Origin of the sequence: Methylobacillus arboreus, from assembly GCF_020532725.1 — a bacterium.
GTDB classification, from domain to species: Bacteria; Pseudomonadota; Gammaproteobacteria; order Burkholderiales; family Methylophilaceae; genus Methylobacillus; species Methylobacillus arboreus.
Genome location: NZ_JAJAVC010000011.1, coordinates 479577 through 498925 on the forward strand (window position 1 = coordinate 479577; position 19349 = coordinate 498925).

Annotated in this window: 15 protein-coding genes; 8 read left to right on the top strand and 7 right to left on the bottom strand. The window is 55.9% G+C overall.

Going from position 1 to position 19349, the window contains the following annotated elements; genetic code table 11:
* Positions 1 to 71 precede the first annotated feature (71 nt).
* Positions 72 to 1313: an MFS transporter gene (locus LG198_RS13265; protein ID WP_230343657.1), complete on the top strand. Its 1242-nt coding sequence runs from the start codon at positions 72 to 74 to the stop codon at positions 1311 to 1313.
* An 84-nt stretch (positions 1314 to 1397) separates the two neighbouring features.
* Positions 1398 to 2264 (top strand): SMP-30/gluconolactonase/LRE family protein, encoded by an 867-nt coding sequence (locus LG198_RS13270; RefSeq protein WP_230343658.1) that lies wholly within the window; start codon positions 1398 to 1400, stop codon positions 2262 to 2264.
* 67 nt (positions 2265 to 2331) lie between these two features.
* On the opposite strand, the gene LG198_RS13275 is transcribed toward LG198_RS13270, so the two are convergent.
* Entirely contained in the window at positions 2332 to 4707 is a 2376-nt protein-coding gene (locus LG198_RS13275; protein WP_230343659.1) for a phosphoketolase family protein, read from the bottom strand.
* A gap of 165 nt (positions 4708 to 4872) precedes the next feature.
* On the opposite strand from LG198_RS13275, the gene LG198_RS13280 reads away from it, so the two are divergent.
* On the top strand, positions 4873 to 5112 hold the full coding sequence (locus tag LG198_RS13280; RefSeq protein ID WP_230343660.1) for a hypothetical protein: 240 nt from the start codon (positions 4873 to 4875) through the stop codon (positions 5110 to 5112).
* 7 nt (positions 5113 to 5119) lie between these two features.
* On the opposite strand, the gene LG198_RS13285 is transcribed toward LG198_RS13280, so the two are convergent.
* The 3 genes from LG198_RS13285 to LG198_RS13295 are packed head-to-tail and all read right to left on the bottom strand — an operon-like array spanning position 5120 to position 8549.
* Positions 5120 to 5386 carry a PAAR domain-containing protein gene (locus LG198_RS13285; RefSeq protein ID WP_230343661.1) on the bottom strand — a complete coding sequence of 89 codons (267 nt, stop codon included), beginning with the start codon at positions 5384 to 5386 and terminating at the stop codon, positions 5120 to 5122.
* Between the two features lie 17 nt (positions 5387 to 5403).
* Positions 5404 to 7041, bottom strand: coding sequence for a phage baseplate assembly protein V (locus LG198_RS13290; RefSeq protein WP_230343662.1), 1638 nt, complete (start codon positions 7039 to 7041; stop codon positions 5404 to 5406).
* Entirely contained in the window at positions 7041 to 8549 is a 1509-nt protein-coding gene (locus tag LG198_RS13295; RefSeq protein ID WP_230343663.1) for a phage tail sheath family protein, read from the bottom strand. The genes LG198_RS13290 and LG198_RS13295 overlap by 1 nt, the downstream gene beginning before the upstream one ends.
* 153 nt (positions 8550 to 8702) lie before the next feature.
* On the opposite strand from LG198_RS13295, the gene LG198_RS13300 reads away from it, so the two are divergent.
* Positions 8703 to 9515 (top strand): ferritin-like domain-containing protein, encoded by an 813-nt coding sequence (locus LG198_RS13300; protein WP_230343664.1) that lies wholly within the window; start codon positions 8703 to 8705, stop codon positions 9513 to 9515.
* Between the two features lie 22 nt (positions 9516 to 9537).
* On the opposite strand, the gene LG198_RS13305 is transcribed toward LG198_RS13300, so the two are convergent.
* The gene (locus LG198_RS13305) at positions 9538 to 11433 is read right to left on the bottom strand and encodes a sigma-54-dependent Fis family transcriptional regulator (protein WP_230343665.1); all 1896 of its coding nucleotides are present in this window, start codon (positions 11431 to 11433) and stop codon (positions 9538 to 9540) included.
* A 290-nt stretch (positions 11434 to 11723) separates the two neighbouring features.
* Here LG198_RS13305 and LG198_RS13310 point away from each other — a divergent pair, with 290 nt between their 5' ends.
* Entirely contained in the window at positions 11724 to 13580 is a 1857-nt protein-coding gene (locus LG198_RS13310; protein ID WP_407659204.1) for a methanol/ethanol family PQQ-dependent dehydrogenase, read from the top strand.
* Between the two features lie 310 nt (positions 13581 to 13890).
* Positions 13891 to 14646, top strand: a complete 756-nt coding sequence (locus LG198_RS13315) for a metallophosphoesterase family protein (RefSeq protein WP_230343666.1) — start codon at positions 13891 to 13893, stop codon at positions 14644 to 14646.
* Between the two features lie 40 nt (positions 14647 to 14686).
* On the opposite strand, the gene ccoG is transcribed toward LG198_RS13315, so the two are convergent.
* Together ccoG and LG198_RS13325 are read right to left on the bottom strand one after the other, a co-directional pair.
* A complete protein-coding gene (ccoG, locus tag LG198_RS13320) occupies positions 14687 to 16096 on the bottom strand; it encodes a cytochrome c oxidase accessory protein CcoG (RefSeq protein ID WP_230343667.1) in 1410 nt (469 codons plus the stop codon).
* A 125-nt stretch (positions 16097 to 16221) separates the two neighbouring features.
* Complete coding sequence (locus LG198_RS13325) at positions 16222 to 16590, bottom strand: Mth938-like domain-containing protein (protein ID WP_230343668.1); 369 nt, start codon at positions 16588 to 16590, stop codon at positions 16222 to 16224.
* Positions 16591 to 16697: 107 nt separating this feature from the next.
* Between LG198_RS13325 and LG198_RS13330 the strand changes: the two genes are divergently transcribed.
* Complete coding sequence (locus tag LG198_RS13330; RefSeq protein ID WP_230343669.1) at positions 16698 to 17978, top strand: pyridoxal phosphate-dependent aminotransferase; 1281 nt, start codon at positions 16698 to 16700, stop codon at positions 17976 to 17978.
* 51 nt (positions 17979 to 18029) lie between these two features.
* Complete coding sequence (locus tag LG198_RS13335) at positions 18030 to 19343, top strand: homoserine dehydrogenase (RefSeq protein WP_230343670.1); 1314 nt, start codon at positions 18030 to 18032, stop codon at positions 19341 to 19343.
* Positions 19344 to 19349: the final 6 nt, after the last annotated feature.

The window sequence follows — 19349 nt, forward strand, 5'->3', positions numbered from 1 at the left end:
ACGTATAGTGACGAGGCCGTCGCCATCATATATTGCCTGCTATTCCTTAAGCGCGCTAAGGCAGTAAATTCATGGCAAAGTCCCCCGTTGGTATTAGCGAATTATCCATTCCTGCCTCTGCTGTTCCATCGCAACATTTCTCCCAGCCGGCTTCCAAAATCCCAGTCGGATTCGCCATTGCAGCCATCATTCTGGTGGCAATTGCCTTGCGCCCGGGCATTGTCTCCATGGGGCCGCTGCTGCCAGTCATTATTGATGAATTCCAGCTTTCTCACAGTGCTGCATCACTGCTAACGACAATCCCGGATTTGCTCATGGGGCTGCTGGCCTTGCCAACACCCTGGCTGGCACATCGTTATGGGCGCGATCCGGTGTTGCTACTGGCCTTGCTGCTTTTGTGCGTGGCGATTGCTGCGCGTGCCTTTGCCAATAGTGTGGATGTGCTGCTCCTGACTACAGCTGGCGTGGGGGCGGGCATTGCCATCGCTGGCGCATTGATTGCCGGTTATATAAAGGGCAATTTTCCGCACAAGGCCGCCATGGTCATGGGTATTTACGCCACCGCGCTTTCCTTTGGCAGTACGCTCTCAGCCGCGGTGTCAGGGCCAATCGCCATGCATCATGACTCGGGCTGGCGGCTGGGTGCCGGTGTATGGAGTATTTTTGCGGCAATAGGCCTGGTCACATGGTTATTGATCGCACGGTTGGAGCGAGGCCATGCCCAACCGCAATCACGCCCTGCACGTTTGCCATGGGGCAATCGCACGGCCTGGCTGGTTGCCTTGTTCTTTGCCGCTGACAACTTCTTGTTTTATGCCGTGTTGTCATGGACGGCACCCATGTACATTGAATATGGGCTGGATACCTCCACAGCCGGATTCATCCTCGCAACATTCACCACTGTGTTCATGATTGCCAACCCCATACTGGGCGCCATCAGCAAATCCATCGACCGGCGTGGCTTATTGGCTGCCTGCGCAGCCCTGGCGGTTGTTGGCTTGGTATTGATTGCCATGGCACCGACATGGTCGCCGTTCGTGAGTATTGCGATTTGTGCATTTGGCTTGGGCGGCGCCTTTACATTGGGCATGACCTTGCCGCTGGACAATACCCATAGCGTGGATGAAGCCAATGCCTGGAATGCGTTTGTGTTGACGGTGGGCTACTTGATCGCTGCCGCAGGCCCGCTGTCTGTCGGTTTCCTGCGCGATTTCATGCATGATTTCCATCTGGCAAGCTGGCTGCTGGTGTTAGTGGCAGTCGCCATGTTGCTGGTCACTCCGCTACTTAAACCGCATCATTTAGCACATTAGTTGAGTTTGCCTGCATTCAAACGCATAATCAAAAGCATAGGCTGGATAATGCTAAAAATAACGTTGCGAATACAGGAGGAAAGTATGCATAAAACGGTGGTTACTGCCTTGCTTGGCAGCTTGTTGATGGCTTCAGGACTGGCTTGGGCACATGATGTGAAAGTGGTCACGGGATTCAAGAACCCTGAATCGGTAGTGGTGGATAAGGTTGGCCGGGTTTATGTTTCAGAAATCGGCGAGTTCGATAAGGATGGCGACGGCCAGATCAGCGTGATTGACGCAGATGGCAAGCCCAAGGTGTTTGCCAAGGGTTTGAACGACCCCAAGGGCCTGGCGTTCGTCGGGAATGATTTATATGTGGCGGACAAGGACCGCATACTCAAGATAGGCAAGGATGGCCAATGGACGGTATTGGTTGATAAAGGCGCTTTCCCGTCATTGCCTAAGTTCCTCAATGACCTAGAGCCTGATTTTGCCGGTGATTACCTGTTTGTCAGCGATAGCGGCGACATTGCCAACCAGGGTGGCACTAGCGGCGCCATCTATAGAATAACCTTGGCAACCGGTAAGGTGAGCACTGTCATCAACCACCAGCAGGATGCCAGAATTAAGTCGCCCAATGGATTATGGATGGATGATACCGGGGAAGTGCTGATCTACGTCGATTTTGCGAGCGGCATCTTATACAAGCTCGATCTTCTCAATCGTCACCTGATCGAGTTGGCAAATGGATTTGGCGGTGGCGACGGGCTGGCACTGGGGGCGAACAAGAAGCTCTACATCAGCGATTACGTCAATGGCAAGGTGTTCAGCCTCAGTGTTGAGGATGAAGTCAAACTTGAAAAACAGGGCTTCCAGAGCGCGGCGGATATCGGTATCACGCCTGATGGCAAAACTCTTTTGGTGCCCGATATGAAGGCCGGAACGGTCACCTGGGTGCATTTGCATTGATTTAATCGGGCATAAAGACAAAGCCGCCTGCATGCACGCGGCTTTTTAGTGTGACATCATCTGGCAGTCAGTCATTCCATGGCTGCCATTTCCAGTCCCTGATTTCCGGCATGTCCTCACCGTGTTGCCAGATATATTGCTTGTGCTGGGCCAACTTCTCATCCATCAGGGCATCCAGTACAACGGCGTTTTCAATATGCGGTAGCCAGCGCAATGTGTTCTTGACAAGGTTATAGCGGTCCAGGCGGTTAAGCACGGTCATGTCGAATGGGGTAGTGGTCGTGCCTTCTTCCAGGAAACCGTGAACGTGGAAATTGGCATGGTTATGCCGCTTGTAGGCGAGGCGGTGGATCAGACCGGGATAGCCATGGAAGGCAAAGATTACCGGCTTGTCACGTGTGAACAGCTCGTCGAAGGCTTCATCGGTGAGCCCGTGCGGATGCACGTCGTGCGGTACCAGGGTCATGAGGTCTACGGCGTTGACGTAGCGTATCTTGAGCCCGGGTACATGCTCGCGCAGCAGCATGACGGCGGCGAGCGATTCCATCACCGGCACATCCCCCGCGCTGGCGATAACCAGGTCAGGCTCTTCGTCTGCTGCGCAATTGCCAGCCCAATCCCAGATACTGGCGCCATGCCGCGCATGTTCGATCGCGGCGGGCATGTCCAGCCATTGCCCCTGCGGCTGCTTGCCTGCGACGATGACGTTGATGAGGTTACGGCTTTGCAGGCAGTGGTCGGTGACGGCAATCAGCGTGTTGGCATCGGCGGGCAGGTAGATGCGGATGATGTCGGGTTTTTTATTGGCGACATGGTCGATGAAACCTGGGTCCTGATGCGAGAAGCCGTTGTGATCCTGGCGCCAGACGTGCGAGCTCAGTAGGATATTGAGCGAGGCAATCGGTTTGCGCCATGGGATATGCCCGCATTCCTTGAGCCACTTGGCATGCTGGTTGAACATAGAGTCGATGATGTGGATGAACGCCTCGTAGCAGGAGAAGAAACCATGGCGGCCAGTGAGCAAATAGCCTTCCAGCCAGCCCTCGCAACTGTGCTCGGAAAGGATTTCCATGACGCCGCCATGCGGCGCGAGATTCTCGTCGTTTTCCAGCCGCTCTGCCATCCATTGCCGCTTGGTGACTTCGAAGAAGGCCTGGAGGCGGTTGGAGTTGTTTTCATCAGGGCTGAACACGCGGAAGTTATGCGGGTTGAGCCGCCAGACCTCGGCCAGATATTTGCCGAGTTCACCTGTGGTGCTGGCCTCGCGTTCGCCAGGCTGGGTGACGGCATAAGCAAACTTGCGGAAATCCGGTAGCTCCAGTGGTTTTAGCAGCACGCCGCCGTTGGCATGCGGGTTGGCGCCCATGCGGCGCTTGCCCTTGGGGGCGAGGGCGCGCAGTTCTCCCTTGAGCCTGCCTTGTTCGTCAAATAGCTCATGAGGCGCATACGACAAGAGCCAGTCCTGCAGCAGATCGATATGCTCGGGTTTCTGCATTTCACCAAACGGCACCTGGTGCGCTCGGAAAGTGCCGGTGCTTTGTTTGCCATCCACCTCTTTAGGCCCGGTCCACCCTTTGGGCGAGCGCAGGATGATCATGGGCCACTGCGGGCGGGTAACCTCGCGCCTCAACTTGGCCTCGCGCTTGATCGCATGGATTTCTTCCACCACCTGTTCCATCACGCTCGCCATGCGCTGGTGCATCAGTTCCGGCTCGCTGCCTTCTACGAAGTAGGGCTTGTAGCCATAGCCTTCAAATAGCTTTTGCAGTTCTTCATGGCTGATGCGCGCGAGTATGGTGGGATTGGCGATCTTGTAGCCGTTTAGGTGCAGGATGGGCAGCACCACGCCGTCAGTCTGCGGGTTGAGGAATTTGTTGCCGTGCCAAGAGGTGGCGAGCGGTCCGGTTTCCGCCTCGCCGTCGCCCACTACACAACAGGCGATCAGGCTCGGGTTGTCGAATACCGCGCCGAACGCATGTAACAGGCAATAGCCCAGTTCTCCACCCTCGTTGATCGAGCCGGGTGTTTGCGCCGAGGCATGGCTGGGAATGCCGCCGGGGAAGGAAAACTGCTTGAACAGCTTGGCTATGCCGGCTTCGTCCTCGGTGATTTCCGGGAAAAGTTCGGTATAACTGCCTTCGAGGTAGGTGTTGGCGACAACCGCAGGGCCGCCGTGCCCCGGCCCGGTGATGTAGATCATGTCGAGGTCGTGTTTTTTTATAACGCGATTGGCATGGACATAGATGAAATTAAGTCCGGGCGTCGTACCCCAGTGTCCCAATAGCCGCGGCTTGATATGTTCGGGCAGCAGGGGTGTCTTGAGCAGCGGGTTGGCGTAGAGGTAGATCTGGCCGACAGAGAGGTAATTGGCTGCACGCCAGTAAGCATGCAACTGCGATAGCTCATGCTTATCCAGGATATTGTTCGCGGCTTGGTCCAGCATTGACATTCTCCTCGGGGCGGATAATTCATGATAACAGCAGGGATTGGTATGGCAACCCTGAATATGTGAAGTTTCATGGCTGGCGGGGCAACGTGCCCTACGAAAAGACATTGAACAGGCTCTCAGGCTGGTCTTATACTTTGAGGCATGAACGTACAGGCCTTGATGCAGCTGTTAGAGGAAATCGAAAGCGAGGACCCGGTTGATTTTTCCGGCTTGCCGTTTGATGCCGATGACTTGCGTCAACTGGCCTGCATCAATGTGGCAGAGATCATGGAAAGGTTCCGCGAGGACAATCCCGCTGAAGACCGGGAAATGGTAATGGCTGCGACGGTGACCCGCCTGATCCTGGAGAACATGGTATTGCAAGCGAGGCTGGCTATCCTGCTGCAGAATGAGGACTGATGTTAGGCTATCCAATCAATACATGAACAGCACCAGGCGGCATGATGTGACCTCCTGTCGCGGTATGGTCGCCCACTCGTGCTGCAGGCATGCCGTTGATGAAAACAGTCGATGAGCCTTGCACTATGGCGTCGATACCATCGCCATGGCCTATGCAAGCCGCGGGCATGCCGCCAATCAATACTGTAGGGCAGCCATTCATGATACGGCTGATGCGAGGAATGGCCCTGTTAAAGGTCAGCAGGCGGTCTCCTAGACGTGCAGCGGTTTTCATTTAGCTTTTCCTGTTAGTTAATTAATGTGCACCATGCTTCCCTTAAGCGTCAGGGTAGCGGAGGAGTTTATTTCCACAGTTCCTCCCTTCAGGCGCAAAGCGTGTTCAGCCTCAAGATCAATATTGAGGCCCTTGATCTTGAGGCTGTCGCTTTCCAGGAAGATACGAGCACTTTGCAGGTGTAGTCCGTCTTTAGTGAAACGTATTTTATTCTGGTGCTGATCCTCAAGCAGGAAAGTTTCTGCGGTGTCTTGGCTCAAAAGTAAGTTTGTACCATTCCTGGTGCTGATTTGCACTTGCTGCCTATTGTCGTCGAAGGTCAGTTTAAGCTGACCGGGGCTTTGAAATCCATGCTGATCGGTATCTTCCCATGGTGGAAATATGGCGCTGCTGTGACAGGCGCCCAGGATCACAATGTCGTTTGGATCCTCGCTGATTAGCCCCAAAATCACCTCACTGCCTATGGCGGGACGGAACACAGTGCCTGAATTCATCCCGGCTTGCAGGGTGGCTAGCCTTGTCCAGGTGCCTTGCCCTTGCGGGTCGATCAAGGGGCAGGTGACCTTAATCCTGCCTTCGCCTGTTGGGTCGTTGCCACCGTCGATTACTTTGCCTATGAGCAGGTTTGAAAAAGTGTTGGATGTTGGCCGGCCTGCGGTTTGCTGGGGAAGGCCAAGCTCGAAACTGGTTTGCGGTGGCGCGCCAGCAGGCCATTCGTAGGTCACTCCGGAAATATAGTAGTTTCCCGAAAGATGGATACCTGTTGCATCAAGCTTCAGGGTTTGTCCTGGCGTGGCATGGTGTAAACCAAGCGCGCTGATCTTGCCCTGCACCGAAGCAAGCCGTAACTGGGTGAGCCGGGCATTGGCCGCGATTTGCAGTTCTTCCTCTGTAAATTCGCCAGCGAGGCGTTGTGTACAGGTGTTTCGTGCGGCATCTTCAGCTCGGGGTGCCGTGGCCAGGCGATCATTGACGGAGAAATCCGGAACTTCCGCCTTGACCTCGAATAATGCCTGATCACTGGAATTCCAGGCAACCAGGCTTAGTCCGCCGACTTGCTGGCTGGCATCCACAGCAATATCCAGGTTGATGATTGCTTTATAAGGCAGGGAGAATCCCTGGCCGGGTTGCAAAGTGGGAGAGGTCACGATCAGCTTTTTGCCTGAGAAGTATGCTACCAACCCGTTCGCATCTAGGCGTTGCAGCAGGAAATCCCAATCGCTGACATTGTGCTGGACAAGGCCGTTGTGATGCAGCGTCGAGGGAGTGATCTCGGCTTCAATCTCATGCGGTGCCAGCAATTCCTGGATAGTCTGGAGATCGGAGTTTTCTGCAAAATAGCGGCTGCGCGTATGCGTTTGTAAAGTAACGGCTTCGTGCTGGCAGATCAGCGTAAGCAAATACGCGCCTGCTTCAAACCGGACTTTTTGCTGCTGTATCTTTCCCTGGAACAAGGCTTGGTCATTGGCCTGAATTCCAAGCAATTGGCCGGGGAGCAGGTTGCCGCTGGCTTGGTCGAATGCGTTTAATGTGTCGAATTCGAGCTGCAAGTATGCGTTCGGTAATGCATTCAGGCGTTGCTCGATACGGAGTGTCTTGATGTTGCCAGCGAGGCTGGAGCGCGTGCCATTGATGACCAGGCTGGGAATTGTCATCAGGAGGATTCCAGCGGCCGGGGCTTGGTTGCCTTTACATACTGGGCTGGCTTGACAGTGACGTTGATGGGGCTGGTCTTGGCGCGGACTCTTACTTTCTTGGACGGTGCAATGTCTTTGACCGCGGCACCAGGCTTGGCAGCTTCTGCAGTAGGTGTAGCCTGCTGAATTCTCAGAATGATAAATTCAGCAGGTTTTGCCAAGGCAATGCCAACTTCAATGATTAACCTTCCAGCTGAAATATCCTGGCTGGTCATGGTCTGGTTAAGGCCTGCTCTTACATAGAATGCATGCTCTGGCTTGTCGCCGCTCAAGCCGCCGTCCTGCCATAGCTTGTGTAGAAATGCATGATAACTCTGGCGGATGCGTGCCCAGGTTCTTTCGTCGTTGGTTTCAAAGTTCTGCTGGACCAGATGGCGGCGCAGCGAGGCCAGAACAAAGCTGCGGGTGCGCACCTGTGAGATGTAGCGCCATTCATGATCGTTGCCTGCCAGTGTGCGGGCGCCCCACATCAATATTCCGCGGCCATTGAACTTGCGGATGGCATTGATGGATTTACCTTCATGTTTATCAATATTCAAGGGTTCCTGTATGTTGTCAGTGATGCTGGCGCTGAGGCCGAGAACCTCATTGATTGGTACCTGTGACGGTGTTTTCCATATGCCACGGTTGCGGTCATGTGCGTGGAAAAGGCCGATGATGGTGCCGTTGGGGGGAATCATCCTGCCGATGGCGATATCGGGAGACTCTTCCAGGCGCTTGTGCAGCAGACGCGACTGCAGCCTGGTGGCCTTGTGGTATTGATTCCAGGCAGCAGCGACACCTGGTGTGTACTTGATTTCCAGGTCTTCGTAATGTTCGGCGCGAGGCTGGGCTATCTCCAGCCAGGGCAGGAAGGCAGCGCCATGGCGGAGCCACTGCTTGCCTACGCTGTCGCGAAAGGTTGCTACGGTAGTTGGCAGGGTCTGGTCGTTGCAGTAGGGAACATCCAGGATAGCCAGGCAATGGTCCTGCTGCTGGCAGTATTGCAGCAGCTTGTGCTGTAGCTGAGGCAGTTTCGGCAGGCATATGGCATCCGGAATTGCCACCATAGTAAAAGCAGCGCTGGCGGGTAGCCGGCTGATGGCCGATTCCAATGTCACTGTATCCGGGGCCTTGGGATAAGGCCCGACTGACAGGATTTCGCACAAGCCGCCGCCATTGGCGAAATACTGCTGGATGCACGCATGCAGATAAAACGGGCTGTAACTTGCCGCATTGACAATACGGCCTGTGCCGTCCAATACAACCTGCAAGGTCTCAGGGGCCCCTTTGCCGAAGCATTGTTCGTATTCTGCCAATGATGTAATGGAATAAGGTTGGCCCGGCGGCAGAGAGGCTCCATTCCTGTCGACGGATTTCTCGGTATAGCCGATGAAGAGCGGCAGGCAAGTGGCGGCAGCTTCGGCGCTGGCCGGAATCTGTGGTATTTCTTCCACGTAAACTCCAGGATATTGGTGATTCCCCATGCCCCGCCCCTTTAGATTCTTTTAAATATACTCATATTACTGCAAATTACGGCTGAGATTAAGTTTTATGTAAATTGTTGTAAATTCAGGCGTGTCTTTGGTAAATGCTGTGCGTAAAGTTAAAATGCGCGCATGAAACCAGAAGCATCATCAATGCCGGGAGGCACAAAGGAATTGCGGCAGGCCGCACTAGTCTTGCTTTGTATCAGTGATCCAGACGAAAAGGCAAATGGCGTGGCAGTGTTGCGTGAGGCTTGGCTTGCAGGCGAGGCCGACATAGCGCCACAGCTTCATCTTGAGTCGGTGCAGGCAATTCCGGGCCGGCCGGTAAAGCCGGAACTCGTATCGCCCTTGTTGCTGGAGAAGCGGTCCATGAGAACCGCGGAGGGCAGGGCCGCCCTGATCCATGCCTTGGCACATATCGAGTTCAACGCCATCAATCTTGCCTTGGATGCCGTCTGGCGCTTTGCTGGGATGCCCGCAGAATACTATGCAGACTGGCTAAAGATCGCCGCCGAGGAAGCGTTGCATTTTGGCTTGCTGCATGAACACTTGCAAAGCCTGGGCTATCGTTATGGCGATTTCACCGGGCATGACAGCTTGTGGGAAATGGTGGCAAAAACCAGCGATGATGTGCTGGCGCGCATGGCGCTGGTGCCCCGCACGCTGGAGGCGCGCGGCCTGGATGCTTCGCCGCCATTGCGTGCCAAGCTGGCACAGGCGGGCGATCTTCATGCCGCGGCGATTCTGGACATATTGCTGCGCGACGAGATCGGGCACGTGGCGATCGGCAACCGCTGGTATGGCTGGCTATGTGAACAGCGCGGCCTGGAACCGATAGCCACTTATGCATTGCTCACCGAGCAATATGCCGCCCCCAAGCTGCGCGGGCCGTTCAATTTTCCTGCCAGGAAGGCAGCGGGATTCAGCGAGGCAGAGCTTGCGTTGCTGGCGGAACGCAAATAGTCCAGCACAGCATCTTCAACATTTAAACCAGGCTCATTTCCTTCATGCGCCTGTAAAGCGTATTGCGGCTGATGCCGAGCTGTCTTGCCACTGCAGAAACATTGCCGGCATGGGTCTGCATCGCGGCCTTGATCGCTTCCGCCGTGATGCTGGTAAGCGAAGGAGCAGATTTTTCCTGAGGCTGGTTGTCAATGTCGTCCAGGAAATCCTGGGTGAGGTGCATCAGCGAAACCGGCTCTGACCCCGCCAATGCGAGTGCAGTGCGCAGCACATTATGCAGTTGGCGGATGTTGCCCGGCCATGGATGCGACTCGAACAAGGCCATCACATCGGCATCAATCGGTTTGTCTGTGGCGTTCTCAGTTTGCAGGATGGTGTCCACAAGCGCGTGCAAGTCCTGGCGCTGGCGCAAGGAGGGCAGGCTGACGGTCAAGCCGTTGAGCCGGTAATAGAGGTCGCGGCGGAACTCGCCGCTCTCGACCTTTTCGCGTAGTTTCTGGTTGGTGGCGCTCAACAATACAAAGTCTACTGGCTTGGATTTGCTGCTGCCCAGCGGCGTGACGCTGCGCTCCTGCAATACGCGCAGCAATCGCGCCTGCAGTGCCAGCGGCATATCGCCGATCTCGTCGAGGAACAGGGTGCCGCCGTCGGCTTGTTCCAGCTTGCCAGAGCTGCCCTTGCGCCGCGCGCCGGTAAACGCGCCTTCTTCATAACCGAACAACTCGGATTCGATCAGGCCCTCGGGTAGCGCGGCGCAATTCACTGCCACCCATGGTCCTTGGCTGCGCTTGCTGGCTTCATGAATGGCGCGCGCGAACAGCTCTTTGCCTGCGCCGGTTTCACCCTCGATGAGGATGGTAATGTCCTGGTCGATTACACGTTCTACCTGGCTAATGACTTGCGCGATGCGTGGGTCGCCCGTATTCAGCATTTTCAGGCTGGCAGGGCAATGGCGCGGTAATGGCTGTGCCGCCGCGCGGTTGCTTCCCGGTTGCGGATGGCGCTGCTCAAGGCGGGCATAGATGCGTGCCTGGCGGCTGGTGTACATCGGAAAGACCAATTGACTGCCAGTACTCTCCACTTGGAAATGCTTGGCAGGCAATGCCTCGAACAAGTGGCTGAAATTCAGCCCCTGCAAACGTTCGGGAGCGAGCCCCAACTGGAACTGGCCGCTGCGGTTGATGGCGATTAGGTTGTTACCTTGGTCAAAGATGGCGATGCCTTCCCATAAGGTGCCGATGAATTCGGGGCGCGAGTGGAAATGCAGCGAGTATTCGCCCGCATGGCTGGCCGTGAACAGGCGGTTTTCTATCATCTGCGCCGACATGCGCACCAGGGCAAGGGTGTGCTGCTGCGGCATTTTCACATCAGTGGAAACGTCCAATGTGCCCATGACCTCGTTTTGCGCATTGAAGATCGGCACGGCGGAGCAGCCGAGGATATGGTTGCGGTCGAGGAAATGTTCCGCGCCCTGTACGGTCATGGCTGAGCGCTCGACCAGCGCGGTGCCGATTGCGTTGGTGCCGCGCAGGCTCTCCTGCCATGAGCATCCGGGCATCAGGGCGACGCGCTGGGCATCGTCGAGGAATTCGCTGTTGCCGAGGCTGTGCAGGATGATGCCTTCCTGGTCGGTAAGGACGATCACGCTGCGGGTGTGGCTGATCTGCTCGTTGAGGCTTTCCATTTCCGGCTGCGCCTGCGATAGCAGCAAATGGTTGGCTTCCTGCTTGAGCAGAAGTTCCTGCCGGGTCAGGATCTCGGTGCGCACCTGTGACCCGGCTTCCATGCCGTTTTCCACGCAGCGGCGCCAGGAGCGCTCTATCTCTTCCGGTACGCTGCCGGTTTCCACCACGCCGCGGGCGAGAAGCTCGTTTCTCGCGTTCAATAGCTCGGAGTGATCGCTGGCGGGGTTGTGCATAAATAACTGCCTGATTCAATAGGTTGAGATGTGTTCCAGCCAATGTAGCACCTGTTCAATCCTGACACAACAGGCCCGCATCTGGCAGGGTGGGAGTTTAATGCATCATTGACCTTGCTATTGTTAAGTCATTGCCAATATTGGTTTTTTTAATTTTATCGTCTTGCCAATCCAGGCTGGCACACGCTTTGCCATAGTGTATTCACCGGGAAAAACTCCCGGAGAAGTATACGACATAAAAAAATGATTCTTGAAAATAGACTATGGAGAATGGCGTGAAAGCAAAACCGATGACTCTGGCACTAAGTGCCGGCATGCTGGGGCTGATGGCAATGCCCGCCCTGGCATCCCAGGACCTGGAAAAGCTCATGAAGGATGACGGCCAATGGGCGCACCCGCGCAAGGACTATAGCAACACCGGCTATAGCGCCTTGTCGCAGATCAACAAGAGCAATGTCAAGAACCTGAAATACGCATGGACCTTCGCCACGGGCGTGAACCGCGGCCATGAGGGCGCACCGCTGGTGGTGGATGGCGTGATGTATATCCATACCGCGTTCCCGAACAATGTGTACGCGCTGGACTTAAACAACAACCAGAAGATTCTCTGGTCTTATTTCCCGAAGCAGGATCCATCGGTACAGGCGCTGCTGTGCTGTGACAATGTCAACCGTGGCCTGAGCTTTGGCGATAGCAAGATTTTCCTGCAGCAGAACGATGGCATCCTCGTCGCGCTCGATGCCAAGACCGGCAAGAAGATCTGGGACGTGAAAGTGGTCGACACCAAAGAGGGCGCCTCCACCACCAATGCGCCGCACGTGATCAAGGACAAGGTCGTTACCGGCTGTTCGGGCGGCGAATATGGCGTGCGCTGCTATATCACTGCCTATAATATTAAGGATGGCAGCCTGATCTGGCGCGCCTACAGCACCGGTTCAGACGCGGATGCGCTGATCGGCAAGGATTTCAACAAGGAAAACCCGCACTACAGCGCCTTGTCGCTTTATGAGGATGTCAACGGAGGCAACAAGGAAGGCGGTTCCTTCAAGGCGCTGCCCAAGGAAAAGCTCAAGTTCCCGGAAACCGAGCTGGGCATCAAGACCTGGCTCAAGCCGCAAGCTGTGAAGAACGGCTGGGAACATGGCGGCGGCCCGACCTGGGGCTGGTATTCCTATGACCCGGCGCTCAACCTGATGTATTACGGTACCGGCAACCCCGGCACCTGGAACCCGGATGTGCGTCCTGGCGACAACAAGTGGTCGATGACCATCTTCGCTCGCGATGTAGACACCGGCTTCGCGCGCTGGGGTTACCAGATGACGCCGCATGACGAGTGGGATTACGACGGCATGAACGAAATCATCCTCTGGGATGCCGATGGCAAAAAGCTCGCCACCCATTTCGACCGCAACGGTTTCGGTTATACCTTCGACCGTACCAACGGCAGCCTACTGGTGACCGAGAAAATGCATCCGTTCGTCAACTGGGCGACATCGATCGACCTCAAGACCGGCATTCCGAACAAGGATCCCAAGTACTCCACCCACCAGGATTACAACGCGCAAGGCATTTGTCCTTCCGCATTGGGCGTCAAGGATGAACAGCCCGCCGCATTCTCGCCGCGCACCAAGATGTTCTATGTGCCGCTCAACCACGTGTGCATGACCTACGAGCCGACCGAGTCCAAGTATATCGCCGGTCAGCCCTGGGTGGGCGCGACCTTGACCATGTTTGCCGGCCCGGATGGCGTAATGGGCGGCTTCATGGCCTGGGACGGCCTCAAGGGCAAGGCGGCCTGGTACAACAAAGAGAAATTCTCCGCCTGGGGCGGCGCGCTCGCCACAGGTTCCGACCTGGTGTTCTACGGCACGCTGGACCGCTGGTTCAAGGCACTGGACGCCAAGACCGGCAAGGAGCTATGGAAGGCACAGGTGGGCTCCGGGGTTGTCGGCAACGCCATTACCTACACCCATAAAGGCAAGCAGTATGTCGGCGTGCTCTCCGGCATTGGCGGCTGGGCCGGTGTAGCGATGAACCTGGGCCTGGAAGAAGAAACTGCGGGCTTGGGTGCTGCTGGCGGCTACAAGGAACTCAAGGATTGGAACGCCGCGCCTGGCGGCGGTGCAATGAATGTCTTCAGTCTCTAGGAGGACATTGCAGTAAACCTGATGTATTGATGAATCATCTCCTCGACTCATTCTGGCTCATCTCCACTGAGTAATGTCTGAGTCCCTTCCGCCCGGCCACCTTCCATGCCGGGCTTTTTTTGTCCATGAACGCATGTACTTTGGAAGATCGGGAACGGGCTCAGAGGTTATTGCGCGATCTCAATTTCCTGATGTAACGGAAGACGGCTGCAACCGAAACTGTGTCACTAGTCCCCCATTCATACTGAGGTCATGGCCGGTGGCGAGACTCGCGTTACTTATTTTCACTCATTTTCAATAGGGGATTGCAATGAAGCTGAAGTCCGTTGTTAGAAATCATTTTGTCCTCGCTGCCTGTATCGGGATTGCACTCGGCGTGCAGCCAGTGTTTGCAGCATCCGCCGCCAGCTCGGTTCCTGCCCGCTGGTCTTTCGGTCTCCTTACCGACACCCAGGGTGCCAGCGATCCGCGTGGTGTATCCGTCAGGTTGATGCAGCCGGTGGTGGACCGCTTCGTGAACAACCACAACATCGACCTGCTCATTTCCATCGGCGACCTGACCGAGGACGGCACGGCGGCTGAATTCGATGTCTGGAAGCAGACCGCGAAGCCGCTGACCGATGCTGGCGTTCCTCTTTACCTGACGCGCGGCAATCACGACGTGCGTGCTGAGAGCACTACCGTAGGCATTGATCCCTTGCTCGGGCCCTCCTCTTACCGCGGCACTGACACCTGGTCCGCAACCTTTCCCGACCTGAGCGGACCGACGGTCACGGCAGGGCCGGGAGCCTCCTACTCGTTCAGCTACAACAACACGCTCTTCGTCTCGCTCGATCTATATGGCGCGATGCCCAGCGAGATCGTCGGCTGGGTAAGCAGCCAGCAGAAGGGCAGCTACGACCACATGTTCGTCTACGCTCACGAGCCTTTCTTCGGCCGTGCACGCGAGGGCGTGCTTGGCGACAGCCCGCTGCGGATGCAGATACTCACTCAGTTGGGTGAAAATGGTGTTGACGCCTATTTCAGCGGCATGCGCGGCGCTGGATGGATTCGCACAATAATGTGATGGGCGCGCGATGACATCTTCTTAATTGTAATTGAGCTGTTTATTTTGCGAAGTAGCTCATAGGCAATTCCATGGGCGCATCGGGCTGCGTTTGCGGCGTGACGCGGACAATGAAACTGTTGGTACTTGTTGCCAACGCTGGCGGCAAGGATACGCTGAAGTCGCTTGCATAGGATTTGCCGGCAGGAATGGTGATTTGCTTCCAGCCCTTGAAGCTGCCTTCCGGCAGACCTTGTGCCTCGATGCGATAGGTTTCCGTGCCCCCGGATTTGTTAGTGATGCGTAGCTCGTAACGGTTGCGCAGGCTGCCGTCGGCAAGCTGGGTGACCAAGGGCTGCCGTTGCTGCTGCACAATGGCGGTAAACGGAGTGATGGTGCTCGTGGCATGCCAGGTGAATGCAATGCTGGCGACCAGCACCGCAAGATAGCCGGCGCGCTTGGCTTTTGTCCAACGCTGCATGCGCGTATCGGTTTCCTGGATATTCTCATCGCGGTCAAAACGTATCAGGCCGTGCGGCAGCTTGAGGCTGTCCATGATGTTGTTGCACGCGTCCACGCAAAGCCCGCATGAAATGCAGCCGATCTGGAATCCCTTGCGGATATCTACCCCAGTGGGGCAGACGTTCACACAGTAGTTGCAATCTATACAATCGCCGAACCCCTGGCTTTGCCGGATTTCGGGTGTCTTGAGCTTGGCGGTCGGCGCCTGGCGCCCGTGTTCCCGTTCACCGCGGGCCTCGTCATAGATCACGGTTACGGTGGACGGATCCTGCATGACGCCCTGGAACTTGCCGTAAGGGCAGGCGACGAAGCAGACATCCTCGCGCGCAAAGCCCGCTGCGACATAAGTCGTGGCCGTCAAGACCGACACGGTGACATAAGCGGCGATGGCGGCTTTTCCTGCGAAGATTTGTGCCAGCAAGGTGCCAGCGTCGGCAAAATACAGCGTGAATGTGACCGCAGTGGCGAAGGACAGCAAAAGCCACAATGCATGCGTGCTGCCAATCAGGGCAATCTTGCGCGCACTCCAGGGCGCTTGCTGTAGCCGTTTTCTTGCCTGGGCCTCGCCCTGTATCCATTTTTCAATGAAGCGGAAGGCGTCGGTCCATAAGGTCTGAAAACAGAAAAAACCGCAGAAAATCCGCCCGAACATGGCTGCGGAAATGAACAGCAGGCTTGCTGCGATCACCATGACACCCATGAGTACCATCAAATCTTGCGGATATAGCACTAGGCCCAATATATGAAAGCGCGAGTTGCCTATATCAAACAGCAATGCCTGACCCACCTCGTTCTGCCAAGGCAGCCATGGCAAGAGGAAATACACGCCAAAAGCGATATTGAGGATGAGGGACTTGATATTGCGGTAACGCCCCTTGACGGAATAGGGCACGATAGGGATGACCTTGCGTGCCGGCGCGGAGCGGGCGATGACAGCTTCTGCTTGCATGACATTTCCTGGTGTGAATGATGCAATGCCGATTTTGCAGAAGGGGCTGTATTTATAACAGATTCAGTTTTGTTTTAATTGGTAGTATCAGATGGATGAAAACGATTGCTGTGACTGAGTTTTTACTAAACTATCAATGCTGCCGCCACCTGGCGGCTTTCTGCCATGAGGATGTTATAGGTGCGGCAGGCAGCCTCGGTTGTCATGCATTCCACGCTGATGCCTGCAGCGATCAGCTCGCCGCTGATGGAAGGGTGCAGAAAGCGGTGCTTGCTGCCGGTGCCCAGCAGGATAAGTTCGGGCTTGAGCGCAAGCAAGTCACTGAAGTGTTCGGGCGCCAGGCTGTCAAAATCATCCACCGGCCACGCGGGGAGCAGAGTGCTAGGCAGCACGATTAAACTGTGTTCATGGCGGGCATGGTTGATTTCAACCCAGCCATCGCCATAGCCGGTAATCAGGTGGCTGCCCGCAGCCTGGGTCAGGTGTAATTTCATAAGCAGATGTATTGAATAATCAACAAGGTCTTTGCGGAGTTACGCTTCAATTGCATGCCAACTCAAGGTAAGATAGCACATTTTCCGAACTCCTCATTGCGGGTAATATGCAACCACTTTCCAAATCCAGCAAGCTCAACAACGTGTGCTACGACATTCGCGGCCCGGTGTTGGACCGAGCGCGGCAAATGGAAGAGGAGGGGCACCGCATCATCAAGCTCAATATCGGCAATCCTGCGCCATTTGGGTTTGATGCGCCGGAGGAAATCCTGCAGGACGTGATCCGCAACATGGATTCAGCCTCGGGCTACACCGATTCCAAGGGCTTGTTCGCGGCGCGCAAGGCGATCATGCACTACACCCAGCAGAAGAATATCCGTGGCGTGGGGGTGGATGACATCATCATCGGCAACGGTGTTTCCGAGCTCATCGTGCTGGCCATGCAGGCCTTGCTCAACAATGGCGACCAGATTCTGGTGCCGATGCCGGACTATCCCCTGTGGACTGCGGCCGTGACCTTGGCTGGCGGCACTGCGCGTCACTACCTCTGTGATGAGCAGTCGGGTTGGCTGCCCGACCTCAGGGATATCGAGAACAAGATTACCGCCAATACGCGCGGCATTGTGCTGATCAATCCTAATAACCCGACCGGGGCCTTGTATCCACGAGAAACGCTGGAAGGCATCATCGAGATCGCACGCCACCATGGCCTGGTGATTTTTGCCGATGAAATCTATGACAAGGTGCTCTACGACGGCAATACGCACACTTCCATTGCCTCGCTGGCGGAAGATGTCTTGTTTGTCACATTCAATGGCTTGTCGAAAAACTACCGCACCTGTGGCTACCGTGCTGGCTGGCTGGTGATTTCCGGCGAGAAGCGCCATGCTACCGACTATATCGAAGGCCTCAATATGCTGGCCTCGATGCGCCTGTGTGCCAATGTGCCGGGCCAGTTGGCGATTCAGACGGCACTGGGCGGCTACCAGAGCATTGATGACCTGGTGGCGCCCACTGGCAGGTTGTGCAAGCAGCGCGACCTGGCTTATAAAATGCTCACTGAAATTCCCGGTGTGAGCTGTGTCAAGCCCAAGGCCGGCTTGTACCTGTTCCCGCGCCTTGATCCCAAGATTTACCCGATACAGGATGACCAGCAGTTCATCCTCGACCTGTTGCTGGAAGAAAAAGTATTGCTGGTGCAGGGTACCGGTTTCAACTGGCATGCGCCCGACCATTTCCGCGTAGTGTTCCTGCCCAATGTGGATGACCTTACCGAGGCATTCACCCGGATTGCACGCTTCTTGGAGAATTATCGCAAGCAGCACAGTACGATCACGCTGGTTGCAAATAAAGAGACACACGCCAAGCAGAAGCATATTCCCGCATAAGTGGGATATAGCTTGGCGCTAGAATTGAAAAGCAAGAAAACTGGAAACTGAATGAAACCCATCAATGTTGGCCTGCTCGGCATCGGCACTGTCGGTGGCGGCACTTATACCGTCCTTACCCGTAACCAGGAAGAAATTGCCCGCCGTGCGGGTCGCCCTATCGAGATTACACGCGTTGCGGACCGCAACCTGGAATTGGCCCGCCAAGTCACCGGCGGCAAGGTTGGGGTGACCGATGATGCCTTTGCTGTGGTGGCCGACCCCGAAATTGATATCGTCGTCGAGTTAATCGGCGGTTATACCGTGGCGCGCGAGCTGGTGCTGAAGGCGATTGAAAACGGCAAGCATGTGGTCACTGCCAACAAGGCGCTGATCGCACTGCATGGCAATGAGATTTTTGCAGCGGCACAGAAAAAAGGCGTGATCGTCGCGTTCGAGGCGGCAGTGGCGGGCGGCATCCCCATCATCAAGGCAGTGCGGGAAGGCCTGGCCGCCAATCGTATCGAGTGGATTGCCGGTATTATCAACGGCACCACCAACTTCATTCTCTCTGAAATGCGTGAGAAAGGGCTGGCGTTTGCCGATGTGCTCAAGGAAGCGCAGCGCCTGGGCTATGCCGAGGCCGATCCGACATTCGACGTGGAGGGCATCGATGCTGCGCACAAACTGATGATCCTGGCGGCGATTGGATTCGGCATTCCCGTGCAGTTCGAGAAAGCCTATGTGGAAGGCATTACAAAGCTGGATGCAATTGATATCCGCTATGCGGAAGAGTTGGGCTATCGCGTCAAGCTGCTGGGCATTACCAAGCGTACCGATAAGGGTGTTGAACTGCGGGTGCACCCGACGCTGATTCCCGAGAAGCGCCTGATTGCGAATGTGAATGGTGCGATGAATGCAGTGCTGGTCAAGGGTGATGCGGTTGGTCCTACCTTGTATTACGGCGCCGGTGCCGGCGCTGAGCCTACGGCAAGCGCGGTCGTCGCTGATCTTGTCGATGTAACGCGCACCCATACGACAGACGCTCACCAGCGTGTGCCGCATCTTGCGTTCCAGCCGGACCAACTGGTGGATTTGCCGATCCTGGCTATCGGCGAAGTGAGCAGCGCCTATTACCTGCGCTTGCGTGCGGTGGACAAGCCGGGCGTGCTGGCAGACGTGACCCGCATCCTGGGCGACCGCCAGATTTCGATCGACGCGATGATCCAGAAGGAACCGCAAGAAGGCGAGGACCAGGCCGATATCATCATCCTGACCCACGTGACCATTGAAAAGAACATGAACGATGCCATTGCAGCAATCGAGGCATTGCCTGCCATTTCAGGCAGCGTTACTCGCCTGCGCATGGAAGAACTAAGCCGATAATGAGGA